We start from the raw sequence: 17,244 nt of genomic DNA, 5'->3' as shown, positions 1-17,244 counted from the left end.
CCACTGATGAGCTCCAAACCCTTCAAAATAACAACAATTAAGTCGGCCCTGCTGGCCGGCGGCGCCTTGCTCAGCCTGTCTGTGTTTGCCGACGCGAGTCTCCAACAAGCAGGGGCTTCCACAAAACGCGCAGACAACGCCTTCCGCCAGGATAACGGCGATACCGTCAGAAAAGAGCCGCTACGTATCAACCCCGGCGATAAACGGCCGGCTGACCAGTTCAAGGTCGATGTGTTCGGCCATCCGCTGACCATTGGCGGCGCTTACGAACTGGAACCTCGCTACGTGGAAGACCGACGGCTGGACCCACGCCGCGATGACGACGTGGCCAATGTTTACCAAGATTTAAAGCTGGAGTTGTTTTACCAGTGGTCTAAATCGCTATCGTTTTTTGTGCAGTCCGATGTGTATTACGACCCAGAGGTCTACACAGAAAGCGGTCTGGACCAATACGAGGCCGGCATCAAACTGACCCAGGCCTGGCTGTTTATTCACCAACTCCTGGATTCGGGGTTTAGTCTGCAATTGGGCCGGCAACGCATTGCCGATAAGCGCCAATGGTGGTGGAACGACGAACTGGACGCGGCGCGGATTTATTTTGGCGAAGACACGCTGTTCGCCGAGTTGGCGATTGCTAAGGAACTGGGCTCGAAACAGTCGGATCAGGATTTCATCGATCCGGTCAGCGACCGGGTGGTACGGCTAATGGGCGATATGGTCTGGCAATGGGACCCGAAGCAAAATTTATCCTTGTTTTTTCTCAGCCAGTTCGACAATTCCGATAATCAACGCCCCGGCGACTTGATCCGCGCCAATCGTAAAGACAGCAGCGATGGTGACTTGACCTGGTTTGGCGGCCGAGCCATGGGTAAATTCAAAATCGAACATATCGGTAAAATCGGCTATTGGCTGGATTCGGCATTAGTGTTCGGCGATGAGACTACCCAGACCTTTACCGACATCAACAGCAATGTATCCCGCGTCGGCGCGCAAACACCCAAACACGTCGCAGCCTGGGGCATGGACGCCGGCATCACCTGGTACAGCAACCTGTTCCTCGAACCCTATGTCACGCTGGGCTACGCATACGGCTCCGGCGACAGCAATCCCGATGACGGCACCGACAACAGCTACCGGCAATCAGGCATCCACAATAACAAAATAAAATTATCCGGAAGCCAACGCTTTCGTTATTACGGCGAACTGTTTCGACCGGAGTTATCGAATTTGAACATCATGACTGCGGCGCTGGGCTTTCCGATCTCCGAGCAAAGCTCTATCGATTTGCTTTACCACCACTACGAACAGGCTACGCCGTCGTCGGTGATTCGCGATTCGCGAATTCGCGCCACGCCCAACGGCCGCAGCGGCACGCTGGGCGACGAGTTTGATCTGGTGTTGTCATTGGACGAATGGAAGCATTTGCAGGTGCAATTTGCCGGTTCGGTCTTCATGGCCGGCCCGGCGTTCGGCGCGTTGGAAGGGAATAACTCCTTCCAGCTCGACCTGACCTTTAAATACAGCTTTTAGCGGCTTGTTTGCCATGCCTGCAAAGCGCCGCAAAATGCTGTTTTATTGCCAAAGCCTGGTTGGCCTGGGGCATTTGACCAGCAGCTTGTTGGTGATCCGCGAGCTGTCGGCTTACGCCGATGTGGACTTGATCCACGGTGGCCAAGGCCTACAGCAGATGCCGGAATTGCCGGGATTTCGGCATCTGCGTTTGCCGACGATTTTGATCGATAGTGCCAGCGACGAACTATACGCACCGGACAGCGATGAGCCTATCGAACGTATCTGGGCTGAACGGGCGGCGGCTATCGAGCAATTTGTAAACTGGCCTTACGATGCGGTAATAGTCGAGTTTTTCCCGTTCGGCCGGCGCCGCTTGAAACAAGAGATTCTGGGTTTATTTGCCAAGGTCAGACAGCGCTGCGGGGCGATTCCGATTTTTTGTTTTGTGCGGGAAATTTTGGTGCCGGCAGCGCTAGACGCAGAAAGGCGCATGGTGAAACTGGTGCGGGAGCATATCCATACCGTTTTCGTGCGTGGCGATCCGAATATTGTCCGCTTCGAGGAAACCTTTAGCTTGACCGCCGAAATTGCCGACCGTTTGGTTTACGTGGGCTACGTCAGCCCGCCACCGCCAACAAGCTGGCCAGTAAGACGGAACCGGATAGTGGTCAGCCAAGGCGGCGGCGAAATCGGTAAATCGCTGTTGCGCGCCGCGATCCGGACCGCGCCGCTGCTGCCGGAATATCAATTTTTAGTGATTACCAGCTCCCGAGCTTCGGCAACCGAAATCGCTGAATTGCAAGCGCTGGTCAGCAGTCCTAATGTCCAAGTCGTCTCGTTTTTGCACAACTTTCAGGAAAATTTACAGTCTGCGGCGTTGTCGATCAGTCTGGGCGGCGACAATACATTGATGGACGTGATCAGCACCCGCACGCCGGCGTTGGCGTATCCTTACGCCGGCAATAGCGAGCAAGGGCTGCGGATTGAAAAACTGGCCGGCAAGGGGTTTGTGTTTCCGTTAACCGACAACGATCTGCCGCCGGAACGGCTTAGTATCAAGATCAGAGAAACGATAAATCAGGCTTATCCGCAGCAGGCCATAGCGATTAACGGCGCGGCCGAAATCAGTCGGCGGATAAGGGCAATCCTTGACGGCGACTTTTGTGAAGATCAGTGAGCGCGCTCTGGAACGGCGAGGGCGGTGCTCGAATCCAGTAAATTGGCGGTCGAGGCGTCGTTGCCCAGCCGGCGTTTGATGTCTGCCGCTTTCCAGTCCGGATGCAATTGCAACAGCAAAGCGGCCATGCCGGCCACATGCGGTGTGGCGAAGGAACTGCCGTTCATAAAGTCGTAGGCTTGGTGCGGCACGGTGGTCAGAATGTCTTTACCAGGTGCGGCTATTTGCTGGTGGTTGCCGTTGTTTTCCTGACCAACGGCTATCACACCGGCGATGTTGGCCGGGAAACCACCGCTTTGGTCCTGGCTAGGGACTGCCGCAACCACGATAATGCCTTTGGACAACGCTTTCTCGATTAACTGTTGCACTAAAGGGTCTTCGGGGCCGCTCAGGCTCAGATTGATGATATGGCTATTCATTCTGATAGCCTGATTCAAGGCCAACGCTAGGGTAAAGCTGTTGCAATGTGCCGGCAAGGCATTGGGTTTCTCCGGCCAGCAGGCCCGAAATGCCAAGATTTCCGCCTCGGGGGCGATACCGGCTATGCCTATGCCGTTGTTGGGATGAGCGGATAATACGCCGGCTACCGCCGTACCGTGAATGTCGGCCAAATTATGATCGCTGGGTTCCGGTGCGGTGTTTTCCGAATACTTGATCCGGCCTCGTAAGTCCGGGTGCTCGGTATCTACGCCGGTATCAATCACGGCAATACGCACGCCTCTGCCGGTGGTGGTGCGGTGCAAATCGGCTATGCCGAGGGCGTTGAAGCCGGTTTGTAAATGCAGATACGGGTCGCTGTAGGTTTGAGTCGGCGCAACTTGTTTACCTAAAACCTGGAAGCTATGCATTTGCTGGACGGACGACACGTCGCTGTCCTGTTGCAACTCCGTTATTGCCTGTTGCACGGGCAGGCTGTCCGGTACCTCATACACCACGCAGCTGACGCCCAAGGTCGTCACCGGCCACTGGGCGACGAACTGTAAATGGTGACGCTCGGCCAGTTCCTGCGCAATATGTTCGCTCCAGCCGGAGTTGCCGTAATGGCCGCGCAAGCGATAACCGTCCAAGCTGTTGGCGGGCAACGCGCGGTCAATGCTGCGGTCGGTAAAGGTGACGAGCAGACGCCGCTCTTCGGCAGTTGTGCTGTCGCCTAGTCGCGATAAATCGCTGGTACTCGCGCAGGCGCTAAGCAGCCCGATCAAGCAAATAAACAGATTTAAGCGCACTAATTTCATGATCGATTATGGTTGTAAAATCGGTTCGGCTAGCATGACATCCTGTCGGCTGCGCAGCAACGCCAAGGCGCCGGCCATGTCGGCATCGGGCTTGCCGGTCGCGATTTTGACAGTATAGGCGCCGACGCTGTTCGGTCCATCTACCCGTATCCCGCCAATTTGGCTAAGCGCGGCGTCTATGTCTTTTTCCATCAGATTCTTTGCAAATACCACACGCATCTGACCGGTCGCACTGGCGTCCGGTTTGGCCGCTGACAGCGTGTGATAATCGGAGGTGTTGGCCGGCCGTAGGTATTGGACGGCTGCCGGCAGGGTGACCAATAACAAGGACGCGGCAATAGCCAGACCTTTACCGGTATTGCTGGCGATTCGCCAAAATCCCTGGCCCGCGCTGAATGGTTTTATATTGCCGCCACCCAGTTGTTCGCTTGGGATGTCGGTCTGTTTGCTACGCGGGACTTGACTGGCTATTTGCATTTTGGCACGCAGGCCGGCAAAAGAGGCTTCAGCGGCTATGTCCAGGTCGGCTGCTTGTTGCACGGCTGCCGCAAGTTTTTGCAAAGTTAGCAGTTCGCGTCTGCAGACTAGGCAGCTTTTTAAATGTTGGTCTACCTGTTGGCGTTCGTTAACTGTCAGGCTTTGATTGACATACCAGGGCAGTAACAACACGATGTCCGAATGGGAAGTAGTGGATGAGGAAATCTGTGAGTTCATGGCCTTATTTCTCCTGTGCGTCGGCAAAAACCTGCAGTTTCCTGCGGGCATGAAACATACGGGTTTTGACGGTATTTTCCGGACAATCGAGGATTCTGGCGACATCCTGATAAGACAAGCCGTGGTAAAAGGTTAGTTCGATGACGGCGCGTTGGTCCGGCGGTAAAGTGGCCAAGGCATAGTTTAACCAATCCTCGTTTTCCCAGTTATTTGCTGGATTCGCGGTTGGATCACCCATGGATTCGGTCAAGTCGTCTATGTCGACATCGTTGTTACGCCGGGCGCTTTTGGCCATGGCTTTCAAGGTTTTGTGATAGGCGATGCCGAATACCCAGGTGGAAATTTTGCTTTCATGATTGAAGCCTTGGGGTTTTTCCCAAACCACCAGCAAGGTCTCCTGTATCAATTCCTCCACCGCTTCGGGTTGGCGCGTCATGCGCAAGATGAATCGAAACAACCTTGGATAGTAGTTTTTGTAGAAGGCTTCGAATGCAGCGGTATCGCCTTCGCCGATACGTTGCAGCAGGGCGTACTCGTCCGAGCCGATTTGGGGCTGTTCGGGCATGGGTGGTCGATGTAAGTTAGGGACTAAACGCAGCATGGCTCAAACCTGGGTTCCGGTGATTTTAGCTTGGTGTGCGAGTGTATTCCGCAGCGAGGCCGGAAGGTTCAAAGGCGGGAAATTTATTTAAAATCCGGCGGTCACGGAGATTAAAAACTTGTTGTCCTGTAAGCGTGGATAAAACTCGTGGTGATGGGTATCTGCGTGATGATTGTCCAGATGAACGTCAGCGTAGCGTAAGTCTAGTGCCAGATTGTGGGTGATGAACCAGGAGACCCCAGCATTCCAATAAAAATAATCCTCATCCAATAGTTTGTTGGCTTGGTAGTAGCCCAATCCCGTTGAAAATTGTAGGTTGTCGAGAATGTCGCGGCGATATTTGAGTTCGTAATTCAGCACAGTGGCGTCGCGGCGATAGGCGTTAGGCGCAACGGACACGGTGCCGCTGAGCCAGTCCTGATAGTGTAGGGATGCGTAAAATTCGGCGTAATCGGCATATTTCCCAAAAATCTTGCCGTCAAACAGATAGCCGGTTACTGAGAGTTCAGTACGCCAGTCGCGATTTAACGGCAAGCTCCAACCCAGATAGGGTTTGATTTCGACATCGGCATGGTTTTTATAGCGACGGTCGTCGAAGCTGACTTGTGAAACGCCTACGCCGCCGAACCAGCCCATAGCATCCTGGTAATCGATATGCGCCTGAGCCAGCGGGTTGCCGCGATTCTTGGAATAGCCCCTGTATAAGTAATCGCTGAGAAACGTCAGTTCGCCATGCCATTCCGCTTGAGCGCAAGTTAAAACCGAGGATACGCCGAAAATTCCTATGGGGATTGCAAACACGCCTTTGCGGAAGATTTTATCTGTGTCCATGGCTGGGTAGTTTGAGATTTATGCGGGCATTGTCAGTGATTGGCTGTCAGTATAGAACTACCCTTTTGTGCATTATTTCCTAGTCGGCTTGAACCTTCAACAAACTTGAGGGATGTGCGGTTAATTGATCAACTTATTTAAAAAACTGCGGATACCGGCAACCGTACCAGTTGGTTACATACAGATAGTGGCGGATGGGTGTTTTAATTAGCAATAGCAGCAGCCCTATCGAATATAGACACCATACGGCAGCCCATTCGTTCATATCGTTGGTAGTCAAATAGGCCAACAGCGGGCCGGTCGTGAAATGATACAACACCAGTTTCCATGAGCCGTAAAGCAATGGCATCAAAAAGGTAGCGTATACGTAACTGTTAGCCATCTGAATACTGCCGCTGGCCGGTATGGCCCAGGCAATATGCCATTGTCCGGATGTTGAGCAAATTTCCGTGCCGCAAAAGGGCATTAAGAATTTGAGTTGAGTACCCGGTAGAAATTGATAGTAGTGGTCAAAACAAAAACTGCTCCATTGGAACGGATAAATTCGCATCATAAAAACAGTGGCCGCTGCAAAGCACAAGATATAGACAAACGGCGCGATGCGTTTTCGTGACGGTTCCGGGATGAAATGCATGCTTACTGCGTTGACAAAAAACGGTTGAAACGCAATGTGCATATATCCCAAAAACGTAGCAATCTGGTTGTTCGGATTTAGGCATTGGTCTATCACCGAATAGGTATAGGCCTGTAGTAATTCCATCAGGGAAAAGTAGGCCAGTGCCAGGCATAAGACCTGGGATTCGCCGCGCCGATAAAAAAAAGCAGTGCTCGCAAAGCCGGTTAAGGCAAGCGCGGCTGATGCCTCGCCACTCCAACACATAATTCCCCCTGGGAATAATCTAGGATCGGGTAAACTGCGATCCAGTGTCGGAGTTTGAAAAGGGTATAAGAGTAACGCCTGGCAGATGCCGAGGGGCTTTAAGGCTCTGTGTTGCCGACTTTTGCTTTTTGGGCTTGGTCGTGAAGAGGTTGCCTTGGGGGGATTAACCTAAGGCGTGATCGCGCGAAGAAAACGACGCAAATGTTGCAGTCGATACGTTGTGATTCCACAATATTTTTGCAGAATATTTGCGCATTCTAATGGCTTATTCAGGGTTTATGACAAAAATTTTCCGGGAACTGACAAGGTCGGTAAGCACCCGAGACAACTTTGGGTGCTAAGCGCGTATCGATTGGTTCTGAGATTTGGATGGGGACGGGCTGTCGCATCGGCAAGCAGGCTTTGGAAATAACTTGTTTCGGTGCTTATACGTGCTTTAAAGTCTTGGAAAATCAATAGTTTGAAGTCGCGCTATCCTGGTGTGTGCAATCTCTTTATGAGAAAAACTTATGCTGACCCTGTAGGTAATGCTTCGACGGCTTCTGGCTGTTTCCGCCGTTGCGCTTTTAATTTGCTCGCTTGTTCAGCATCTGCTTTTGTTACTTGGCCGGCCGGCATTCCTTGCAAATCCACTCTGACGGCATCTTCTGTCAGGCAATCCCAGTATCGATGTCCCCAACACCAGGCCTTCAGTGCGGTGCGGAGTTGGTTTTTATCTGCACCGAGTTGATCGGCATGGGCCAGGATGTCTTTGTGGATGCCTATTTTTAAGGGCAGTTTGGCAGCGGGTTTTTTGGGAAATGCCAAGGGAAAATTCTTTTGCAGCAAGCCGATAATGGCGACTAGCGCGTCAGCTTTGCCGGTCTTTTTGATAGGCGATTTCTCCGCTATCTTTTTTTCTCGTTTTACCGGTTTATTGGCAGCTGCTTGCTTGGCAAGTTCATCTCTAAGCGCTGCTAGTTCTTCAAATCCCATAATGTATCCACACTTTTATCAAGGAATAAAAAGCAGATTGTACATCGGGAAACATCAAGCCAATAGTGCAATCGAATTTTGGTGCGCTCGGCTAACAATTTCTTAGATAAATAACATAGCGTTCCGCACTTTATCGGGTGCTGCCGGGGTTTTCCGGAGAACCGACTTAAGTGTTTGCGGAATGCTTATTGTGGTAATTTGCGCTCAGAGGGCTGCCGCATAGCGGTTGCTGAGTAAAATTACTATCGACGGGACAGTGCTTTATCATGATTGAGAACGATATATCCGCAGTTAAAACGTATTTGCTGAAGTTGCAAGATCGAATTTGCACTGCTTTAGAAGCGGAAGAACCCACCGCGCGCTTCGTTGAAGATGCCTGGGAACGCGCCGAAGGTGGTGGTGGGCGTTCGCGGGTGTTGGCGAATGGTGAGGTATTTGAGCAAGGCGGGGTTAATTTTTCGCACGTGTTTGGCAGTCATCTGCCGCCATCGGCAACCGCCAAACGTCCCGAGCTAGCCAATCGGCAATTTGAAGCGATGGGCGTGTCCCTGGTGATGCATCCTCGCAATCCTTATGTGCCGACCTCGCACGCCAATGTGCGGTTTTTTATCGCCAAAAAAGACGGTGAGCCGGCTATTTGGTGGTTTGGTGGTGGTTTCGATTTGACGCCGTTTTATCCTTTCCAAGAAGACGTGTTGCATTGGCATCAAGTGGCGCGTCAGGCTTGTCTGCCGTTTGGTGAGGATGTGTATCCACGTTATAAAAAGTGGTGCGATGAATATTTCTTTTTAAAGCACCGCAACGAAACTCGTGGCGTCGGCGGGTTGTTTTTCGACGATTTGAACGAGCCCGATTTTGCTCAAGCTTTTGCATTTATGCAGAGTGTTGGCGATCATTACCTGGATGCCTATTTGCCCATCGTGCAAAAGCGTAAAGACACGGTCTATGGCGACCGGGAGCGTAATTTTCAATTGTATCGGCGTGGGCGTTATGTCGAGTTTAATTTGGTGTACGACAGGGGGACTCTATTCGGGCTGCAATCTGGCGGGCGGACCGAATCGATTTTGATGTCCATGCCTCCGGTCGCGCACTGGCAATACAATTGGCAGCCTGAATCAGGTAGTCCGGAAGCCCGGTTATACGACACATTTTTACGCCCACAAAACTGGCTGGGAATTTAGGCGGAAATTGGTTAGTAACAGTGCTTCGGAATGTCTTAGCAAGATTTGTTTGCAAGGTTTTGTTTTCAGTCAAGCGTGTGGGGTCTTTTTTTTGGATAGTTAGCTAAAGTTCACAAAATTTCTGCCGCTAAAAGAAACGGCATGGTTGTAATCGCCAAAATATAGGAAGTGATTTGAATCTGTCCTGACTTTGGCTATCCGCCATTTGTTTTTATGCAGCGTCAAGGTGAATCTAATGACTACGATCAATTCATTGACAACATCATTGTATGTATCGCAAACCACCATCAGCATATCCAGCACCAAAAGTACGCACAACGATGACGATCAAGAGCGTCCGGCGGTAAGCGGGAGAGGGGAGAAGCATGGGCATCATCATAGTGGTGGGGCGTTCATGCGCAATGTCATACAAACATTGCAAAGTTTTGGATTGAATATTCCTGGTGGTAATAGTGATTCTGCCGCCGATGACACTACTGAGAGCAATGCTGGCGGTAGTCAAAATAATTCATCCAATCTTGGGCAATTGTTGCAGACCTTTTTGCAGGATTTAAGGCAGGTATTGAAACAAAGCGGTGTGCAGCAACCGGCTACAGCGGCGCAAGGCGATGCAAGTGCTGCTCAAACGCCGCAAAAGCAGGTCGCATCGGCCGCGACTACACCGACGCCTGCAACAACGAGTAGGGCGCAAACCGGACAGACAACGGCTGCGACACCGTCAACTAGCGTAACGAATAATGCGGGTACGCAAGCAACGACGACCAACGGATCTGCAACGACCACACCTACTGCCGCGCCACGCGCAACTGTTGCCGATGTACGCCAAGCGTTGCACAGCTTCTTGCACGATTTGCGTCAGGCTTTGAAATACAGTGCTGATCGTCGTCACGGCTCCGACGATGACGGTCGGCATGGCGACAAAGCAGTAGGTCGAAATGGCTATGGTAAATTCACCGATAATTTGCAAAATTTGATCGCGGCTTTGGGTGATGCTACTGGTCAAACTGGTGGCAAATATAAAGAATTGCAAGATAGTTTTAACGATTTAGTGAACGTGTTGGGAGCTCCGGCGAATGGTAAAAAACCGACTTTGTTGGAGTTTTTAAACAAGTTGTCAGGTAATCGTGAGAGTAACACTCCGGCCTCTGGTGCCAAGGGATCTATCTTAACTGCTACAGCTTGAACCGTTGTTGCTATAGAAAAAGCTTGCATAAACGGTTTAGGTCGTTATAATGCGCGGCTCGAACGATAGACTTTAGGCGCGTAGCTCAGTTGGTTAGAGCACCACCTTGACATGGTGGGGGTCGGTGGTTCGAGTCCACTCGCGCCTACCAAAACATAAAGCACCGCATGACGGTGCTTTTTTTATTGTGGAATCGAAAATGCCTGTAATCACTTTGCCCGACGGCTCTCAGCGTCAATTCGACCAAGCGGTATCTGTAATGGATGTGGCCCTGTCTATTGGTACGGGTCTGGCTAAAGCGACGTTGGCAGGTAAAGTAAATGGCAAATTGGTAGATGCCGGCACGTTGATCGATTCCGATGCGAGTTTGCAAATCGTCACTGCCAAGGACGAGGAGGGTGTTGATGTGATCCGCCACTCCACAGCGCATTTGCTGGCTCAGGCTGTCAAACAGTTATTCCCCTCAGCGCAGGTAACCATCGGTCCAGTGATAGAAAACGGTTTCTATTACGACTTTGCCTTTGAGCGTTCCTTTACGCCTGAAGATCTGACGGCTATCGAAAAGAGAATGGCGGAACTGGTTGCGCAAGATATTGCCGTTAGCCGTTCGCTGTTGTCGCGCGACGAAGCCGTAAAGTTTTTTGAAGGTTTAGGCGAGAAATACAAAGCTGAAATTATCGCTTCGATTCCTGCCAATGAAGATTTGTCTTTATACCAACAAGGCGACTTTACCGACTTGTGCCGCGGTCCGCATGTGCCCAGCACCGGCAAATTAAAAGCGTTTAAATTGATGAAAATTGCCGGCGCCTATTGGCGCGGCGATTCCAAGAACGAGATGCTGCAACGCATTTATGGTACTGCCTGGGGCGATGCTAAGGAATTAGCCGCTTATCTGCATCGTCTGGAAGAAGCTGAAAAGCGCGATCATCGTAAAATCGGCAAGGCCCTGGATTTGTTTCATACCCAGGAAGAAGCGCCGGGCATGGTGTTCTGGCACGACAAGGGTTGGACCATATATCAGCAGATCGAGCAATACGTGCGCGAGAAATTGCGCGTCAATGGCTATGGCGAAGTCAAAACCCCGCAAATCGTTGATCGCACGCTGTGGGAAAAATCCGGTCACTGGGATAAATTCAGTGCGATGATGTTCACCACGCATTCGGAAAGCCGCGATTATGCGGTGAAGCCGATGAACTGTCCTTGCCATATTCAGATTTACAATCAAGGTATTAAAAGTTACCGGGATTTGCCGGTGCGCCTAGCTGAATTCGGCTCCTGTCACCGTAACGAGCCATCCGGCACTCTGCATGGCTTGATGCGGGTCCGGAATTTTGTGCAGGACGATGCGCACATCTTTTGTACCGAAGATCAGATTCAATCCGAAGTCTCCACGTTTATCGATCTGTTGTTTGAGGTATACAAGGATTTCGGTTTCGAGGAAGTGATTATCAAACTGTCAACTCGTCCGGAAAATCGAGTCGGCGACGATGCGGTCTGGGATAAGGCGGAAAGCGCGCTGGAATTGGCCTTGAACAATAAAGGCCTGGATTGGCAATTGCAGCCGGGCGAAGGTGCTTTCTACGGTCCTAAAATAGAGTTTTCCTTGAAAGATTGTATAGGTCGGGTCTGGCAATGCGGTACTATACAAGTCGATTTCTCGATGCCGGAAAGGCTGGATGCCTCGTATATAGGCGAAGATAGCGCCAGGCATGTGCCGGTAATGTTGCATCGGGCAATACTGGGCTCCTTGGAGCGTTTCATCGGAATTTTGATCGAGCAATATGCCGGAACTTTTCCGCTATGGTTGGCGCCAGTGCAGGTGATGGTGATGAATATCACCGACCGCCATGCCGATTATGCGGAGCAGGTGCGGCGAGAACTTGAAAAACAAGGTCTTAGAGTCAAAATTGACTTGAGAAACGAGAAGATAGGCTTTAAAATCCGCGAGCATTCCATGCAGCGAGTGCCGTATCTTTTGATTATCGGCGACAAGGAATTAGAAACTCGGACTGTTAGTGTACGCACACAACAGGGCGAGGATCTAGGAAGTCTGTCAATTGGCGAACTTGGCGAACGCTTGAGGAACCAGATTGCGGATCGAAAATAATAACAACTTGGAGGATTAGGGTATCAGCTCTAAAAAAGATGCAACGCGCTTAAATACCGAAATTACCGCCAGGCGGGTTCGGGTAGTAGGCGCTGAAGGTGAACAAGTCGGGGTTGTTTCCATAAACGAAGCGTTACAGCTCGCCTACGATGCAAACATGGATCTGGTCGAAATATCGCCCAATGCCGATCCGCCGGTTTGCAAAGTCATGGACTTTGGCAAATACCAGTTTGAGCAAAACAAAAAACTGCAAGCCGCCAAGAAAAAGCAAAAACAAATCCAGATCAAGGAAATCAAGTTTAGGCCCGGTACCGAAGAAGGCGATTACCAGGTCAAGCTGCGCAGCCTGATCAAATTTCTAAACGAAGGCGACAAAACCAAGATCACCGTGCGTTTTAAAGGCCGTGAGTTGACTCATCGTGAGTTGGGTATGGACTTGTTGAAACGTATTGAAACCGATCTGGAAGAAATGGCCATAGTCGAGCAATTTCCGAAATTGGAAGGCCGGCAAATGGTCATGGTGATGGGCCCGAAGAAAAAGAAATAACTCAATCACGCGGTTTTAGCCGTTTTTTAAAACGGTAAGGCGATTCAGGAGCGAATCGGTTAAAGGATACTTTTGTGTCCGGAAATTCAATGGGGCCAAGCATTTTGCCTCACTGGGTTTTATCTCAGGGACTTTACTTTTAATCATTGGAGAAAACAAATGCCAAAAATGAAAAGCCATAGCGGTGCCGGCAAGCGCTTCAAGAAAGTTGGAAGCGGCGGTTTTAAATGCAAACAATCGCATAAACGTCATATTTTGACTAAAAAAACCACCAAACGTAAAAGACAACTGCGTAAAACAGCCATTCTTCATCCGTCGGATACGCCATTGGTTGCGCGTATGCTGCCGTACAGTTGATTTATCATTGATATTGAAGAGAGTAGAACATGGCTAGAGTTAAACGCGGCGTCACCGCTAGAGCAAGACACAAAAAGATTTTAAAACTGGCAAAAGGTTACTACGGTGCCCGTAGCCGGGTTTACCGCGTCGCCAAGCAGGCGGTCATCAAGGCCGGTCAATACGCTTATCGCGACCGTAAACAGAAAAAACGCCAATTCCGCGCCTTATGGATCGTGCGTATCAACGCTGCCGCACGTTTGTACGGTATCTCCTATAGCCGTTTGATCAACGGTCTAAATAAAGCCAATGTTGCGATCGACCGCAAAGTATTGGCCGACTTGGCTGTACGCGACATCGACGCTTTCGGCGCGATTGCGAAAGTGGCTATAGCAAACCAAAGCAAACCGTAAGGAAAACATTAAGCCGCTTTGAAAGAGCGGTTTAATTGCTCGACTCCCCGTTTTTGACGGGGAGTTTTCCGCCAAATCTCGTTGGCGGAAGCCTATCGTTTTGGAATTTCCCTCAATTGCAGACAAAAGTGAGCTGAGTCGTGTCGGCTAGTATCGAAGATATTGTTACGCAGGCATTACAAGAGCTTGCACAAGCACAAGACCTTAGCCAACTGGATCAGGTCAGAGTCAATTATCTAGGCAAAAAAGGTCTATTCACTCAGCAGATGAAGGAGTTGGGTAGCCTGGACCCCGAGCAACGCCGCAGTGTCGGGCAAATTATCAACGATGCCAAAAATACTTTTCAAGAGGCGTTAGAGGCTCGGAAATCGACTTTGGAAAATGCCGAATTGGCGGCGCGTTTGGCTAGCGAATGTATCGACGTAACCCTGCCGGGGCGCGGCCAAACCGTATCCGGATTGCATCCTGTTACGATCACCTTGCGGCGGATTGCCAAAATTTTTGCTGAGGCCGGCTTTAATATCGTCGAAGGCCCGGAAATCGAAGACGATTACCATAACTTCGGCGCCTTGAATATTCCCGAGCATCATCCCGCGCGGGCGATGCACGATACCTTCTATTTCGATGCGCATACCGTATTGAGAACTCACACTTCGCCGGTACAGATTCGGGTGATGGAATCCGAAAAGCCGCCCTTGAAAATTATTGCGCCGGGCCGAGTGTACCGTTGTGATTCGGATATGACCCACTCGCCCATGTTTCATCAGGTCGAAGGCTTCTTGGTCGATACTGACGTTAGTTTCGGTGACCTGAAGGGTGTGATTTTTGAATTTCTGCGCGCCTTCTTCGAAAAAGAAGTCAACGTGCGCTTTCGCCCTTCTTATTTTCCATTCACAGAACCTTCCGCCGAATTTGATGTGTCCTGCGTAATGTGCGACGGCAAAGGTTGCCGCGTCTGCAAACAAACCGGCTGGCTGGAAGTAGGCGGTTGCGGCATGATTCACCCGGAAGTATTCAAATCGGTCGGTATCGATAACCAAGTTTATTCCGGCTTCGCCTTCGGAACCGGAGTCGAACGTCTAGCGATGATGAAATATGGCATCAACGACTTGCGGATGTTTTTCGAAAACGATCTGAAATTTTTACAACAGTTTAATTAACGGTGGATAGTCATCATGCAAGTCAGTGAAGCTTGGTTAAGAGAACTGGTCAATCCGCCTGTCGCCACCGCCGAATTAGTCGCGCAACTGACCATGGCCGGTCTGGAAGTTGACGCCGTGACGCCTGTTGCAGCCGAATTTTCCGGTGTGGTGGTGGGTGAGGTACTTTCCACTATTCAACATCCAAACGCCGATAAACTTAGAGTTTGTCAGGTCAACGTCGGCCAAGCTGAGCCCCTGCAAATCGTTTGCGGTGCCAGTAATGTCAGGCCCGGGTTGAAAATTCCGGCAGCATTGATCGGTGCGATATTGCCCGGCGATTTCAAAATAAAGGAATCCAAGCTGCGTGGCGAATTGTCGTTCGGCATGCTGTGTTCGGAAAAGGAATTGGGTTTGGCGGTTAGTTCCGAAGGCTTGATGGAGTTGCCGGTTGATGCGCCGGTCGGTGTCGATATTCGCGACTATTTGGCGTTGAATGACAACGTGATCGAGTTAGGCTTAACGCCAAATCGCGCGGATTGCCTGAGCGTCGAAGGCGTCGCCAGGGAAGTGGCGGTTTTGAATAATCTGCCGTTCGAAGCTACGGCGTTTGCTACTGTCGAACCGCAGCACACGGAAACCCTGGACGTTAAAGTCGAAGCCACTGACGCTTGCCCGGTTTATCTGGGGCGTTTGATTAAAAATATCGATCCTGCCGCAGTCACGCCATTGTGGATGCAGGAGCGTCTGCGTCGTTGCGGCATTAGAAGTTTAAGCCCGGTTGTCGATGTTACTAACTATGTACTGATCGAACTGGGTCAACCGCTACATGCTTTTGATGCCGATAAACTGAGTGCGCCTATCGTGGTTAGACGCAGCCGGGCCGGCGAGTCCCTGGCTTTATTGAATGACCAAACCATAGAGCTGGACGGCGAGGCACTGGTCATAGCCGATCAACGGCAAGCCTTGGCCTTGGCTGGCGTTATGGGGGGTAAGGACAGCGCCGTATTTGGCGAAACCCGCGATATATTCCTTGAATGTGCGTTTTTTATGCCCATTGATGTGGCCGGTAAGGCGCGCCAATTTGGTTTGCATACCGATTCCTCGCACCGCTTTGAAAGAGGTGTGGATTTTAACTTGCAACGCCGGGCGATCGAACGCGCCACGCAATTGATTCTACAAATAGCCGGCGGTAGTCCTGGAACGGTTCAAGAGGTAATCTCCACTGCGGAACTGCCCGCCAGAATGCCGGTAAAACTGCGTAGCCAACGTATTACAAAGGTGTTGGGCATTCAATTTGGCGACGATGAAGTGCATGCGCTGTTCGAAGGCTTGGGTATGCAGGTACAAGTAGTCGAGAACGGCTGGGAAATTACCCCGCCCGGCTTTCGTTTCGATATTGCCATCGAAGAAGATTTGCTGGAAGAAATCGGCAGAATCTATGGATATAACAATCTACCTAGTAGCAATTTGTTGATGCGCTCTGAGCTTGGCAAAGCGCCCGAGGCGCAGTTGCCATTGGCGAGATTGCAGGATTGCTTGGTAGATCGCGGTTATCAGGAAGCGATTACCTACAGCTTTGTCGATGAGGCAATGCAAAATGCCGTCGCTCCGGGCGAAGAATTTATCCGGATTCAAAACCCTATATCCTCAGAACTTGCCGTGATGCGCACTACGCTGTGGTGCGGTTTGTTGAATGCGGCTTTGTATAATATCAACCGCCAACAGAGTCGAGTGCGCTTATTCGAAGCCGGCTTGCGGTTTTTCTATCAAGATGGGCAAATTCAACAGCGAAAAATGTTATCCGGTTTGGCCTTGGGTACCGTTAATCCCGAACAGTGGGGCGAAAAAGCCAGAAAGCTGGATTTCTTCGATGTGAAAGCTGATATTGAAGCTTTGTTTGATTTAGCAGGAGTTTGTGCTGATTTCGTCGCCTATCAACATCCGGCGTTACACCCTGGCCAAACCGCGCAAATCAAAAACCAACGTGGCGAAGTGATAGGTTTATTGGGCATGCTGCACCCAACGCTCGAAAAACAATTGGGTTTCGATAGTCCGGTATTCTTGTTTGAACTCGAACAGGATGCGGTCTTGGAGCGTAACGTGCCTAAATTTAGTACGTTATCCAAATACCCGTCGGTGCGCCGCGATCTGGCTTTATTGGTGGACGAGGCTGTATCGGCTGCCGCAATCACCAGTGTAATTGAAGAATGCATGGAGACGGCGATACGTGAAATATCGATCTTCGACGTTTATCGCGGACCGGGCGTTGCCGAAGGTTATAAGAGTGTCGCGTTAGCTTTACTCTTGCAGGATTTTACGCAAACGCTTACCGATACAGAAATTGATGCTATATTTCGCAAAGTGCTGGACACTTTAGCGGCTAAACTGAATGCAAAATTGAGGGAGTGAT

At 50.7% G+C, this 17,244-nt stretch carries 16 protein-coding genes and 1 tRNA gene; 11 read left to right on the top strand and 6 right to left on the bottom strand.

Annotated features, from left to right (window positions below):
- Nucleotides 1–6 precede the first annotated feature (6 nt).
- Entirely contained in the window at nucleotides 7–1,530 is a 1,524-nt protein-coding gene (locus JL719_RS14080; RefSeq protein ID WP_033158027.1) for an alginate export family protein, read from the top strand.
- A 13-nt stretch (nucleotides 1,531–1,543) separates the two neighbouring features.
- Nucleotides 1,544–2,689: a glycosyltransferase family protein gene (locus JL719_RS14075; RefSeq protein ID WP_033158026.1), complete on the top strand. Its 1,146-nt coding sequence runs from the start codon at nucleotides 1,544–1,546 to the stop codon at nucleotides 2,687–2,689.
- Here JL719_RS14075 and JL719_RS14070 read toward each other — a convergent pair.
- The 6 genes from JL719_RS14070 to JL719_RS14045 all read right to left on the bottom strand — a co-directional run bounded on the left by JL719_RS14070 (nucleotide 2,683) and on the right by JL719_RS14045 (nucleotide 7,925).
- Nucleotides 2,683–3,924 carry a S8 family peptidase gene (locus JL719_RS14070; RefSeq protein ID WP_033158025.1) on the bottom strand — a complete coding sequence of 414 codons (1,242 nt, stop codon included), beginning with the start codon at nucleotides 3,922–3,924 and terminating at the stop codon, nucleotides 2,683–2,685. The genes JL719_RS14075 and JL719_RS14070 overlap by 7 nt on opposite strands.
- Nucleotides 3,925–3,930: 6 nt before the next feature.
- Nucleotides 3,931–4,638, bottom strand: coding sequence for an anti-sigma factor (locus JL719_RS14065; protein WP_051670225.1), 708 nt, complete (start codon nucleotides 4,636–4,638; stop codon nucleotides 3,931–3,933).
- Between the two features lie 4 nt (nucleotides 4,639–4,642).
- Nucleotides 4,643–5,203, bottom strand: coding sequence for an RNA polymerase sigma factor (locus JL719_RS14060; RefSeq protein WP_033158024.1), 561 nt, complete (start codon nucleotides 5,201–5,203; stop codon nucleotides 4,643–4,645).
- Between the two features lie 123 nt (nucleotides 5,204–5,326).
- Nucleotides 5,327–6,070 carry a TorF family putative porin gene (locus JL719_RS14055; RefSeq protein ID WP_033158023.1) on the bottom strand — a complete coding sequence of 248 codons (744 nt, stop codon included), beginning with the start codon at nucleotides 6,068–6,070 and terminating at the stop codon, nucleotides 5,327–5,329.
- 133 nt (nucleotides 6,071–6,203) lie between these two features.
- On the bottom strand, nucleotides 6,204–6,950 hold the full coding sequence (locus tag JL719_RS14050) for a DUF5765 domain-containing protein (RefSeq protein ID WP_033158022.1): 747 nt from the start codon (nucleotides 6,948–6,950) through the stop codon (nucleotides 6,204–6,206).
- A 507-nt stretch (nucleotides 6,951–7,457) separates the two neighbouring features.
- Nucleotides 7,458–7,925, bottom strand: coding sequence for a ProQ/FinO family protein (locus JL719_RS14045; protein ID WP_033158021.1), 468 nt, complete (start codon nucleotides 7,923–7,925; stop codon nucleotides 7,458–7,460).
- Between the two features lie 266 nt (nucleotides 7,926–8,191).
- Here JL719_RS14045 and hemF point away from each other — a divergent pair, with 266 nt between their 5' ends.
- From hemF to pheT, 9 genes are all read left to right on the top strand, one after another.
- Complete coding sequence (hemF, locus tag JL719_RS14040) at nucleotides 8,192–9,106, top strand: oxygen-dependent coproporphyrinogen oxidase (RefSeq protein WP_033158020.1); 915 nt, start codon at nucleotides 8,192–8,194, stop codon at nucleotides 9,104–9,106.
- A 235-nt stretch (nucleotides 9,107–9,341) separates the two neighbouring features.
- Nucleotides 9,342–10,289: a hypothetical protein gene (locus JL719_RS14035; RefSeq protein ID WP_129871414.1), complete on the top strand. Its 948-nt coding sequence runs from the start codon at nucleotides 9,342–9,344 to the stop codon at nucleotides 10,287–10,289.
- 74 nt (nucleotides 10,290–10,363) lie between these two features.
- Nucleotides 10,364–10,440: transfer RNA gene (locus JL719_RS14030), tRNA-Val, on the top strand.
- A 48-nt stretch (nucleotides 10,441–10,488) separates the two neighbouring features.
- Nucleotides 10,489–12,396, top strand: coding sequence for a threonine--tRNA ligase (thrS, locus tag JL719_RS14025; RefSeq protein ID WP_033158141.1), 1,908 nt, complete (start codon nucleotides 10,489–10,491; stop codon nucleotides 12,394–12,396).
- Between the two features lie 22 nt (nucleotides 12,397–12,418).
- On the top strand, nucleotides 12,419–12,943 hold the full coding sequence (infC, locus tag JL719_RS14020) for a translation initiation factor IF-3 (protein WP_084153369.1): 525 nt from the start codon (nucleotides 12,419–12,421) through the stop codon (nucleotides 12,941–12,943).
- 159 nt (nucleotides 12,944–13,102) lie between these two features.
- A complete protein-coding gene (rpmI, locus tag JL719_RS14015; protein WP_033158016.1) occupies nucleotides 13,103–13,300 on the top strand; it encodes a 50S ribosomal protein L35 in 198 nt (65 codons plus the stop codon).
- A 29-nt stretch (nucleotides 13,301–13,329) separates the two neighbouring features.
- Entirely contained in the window at nucleotides 13,330–13,692 is a 363-nt protein-coding gene (gene rplT, locus JL719_RS14010) for a 50S ribosomal protein L20 (protein WP_020481986.1), read from the top strand.
- Nucleotides 13,693–13,832: 140 nt separating this feature from the next.
- Complete coding sequence (gene pheS, locus JL719_RS14005) at nucleotides 13,833–14,852, top strand: phenylalanine--tRNA ligase subunit alpha (protein ID WP_033158015.1); 1,020 nt, start codon at nucleotides 13,833–13,835, stop codon at nucleotides 14,850–14,852.
- Nucleotides 14,853–14,867: 15 nt separating this feature from the next.
- Entirely contained in the window at nucleotides 14,868–17,243 is a 2,376-nt protein-coding gene (pheT, locus tag JL719_RS14000) for a phenylalanine--tRNA ligase subunit beta (RefSeq protein ID WP_033158014.1), read from the top strand.
- Nucleotide 17,244: the final 1 nt, after the last annotated feature.

This window comes from Methylomonas sp. LW13 (assembly GCF_016865255.1).
Classification (GTDB): domain Bacteria; phylum Pseudomonadota; class Gammaproteobacteria; order Methylococcales; family Methylomonadaceae; genus Methylomonas.
Note: the sequence above shows the minus strand (reverse complement) of the source record. Positions and strands in the feature narration are given on the sequence as shown.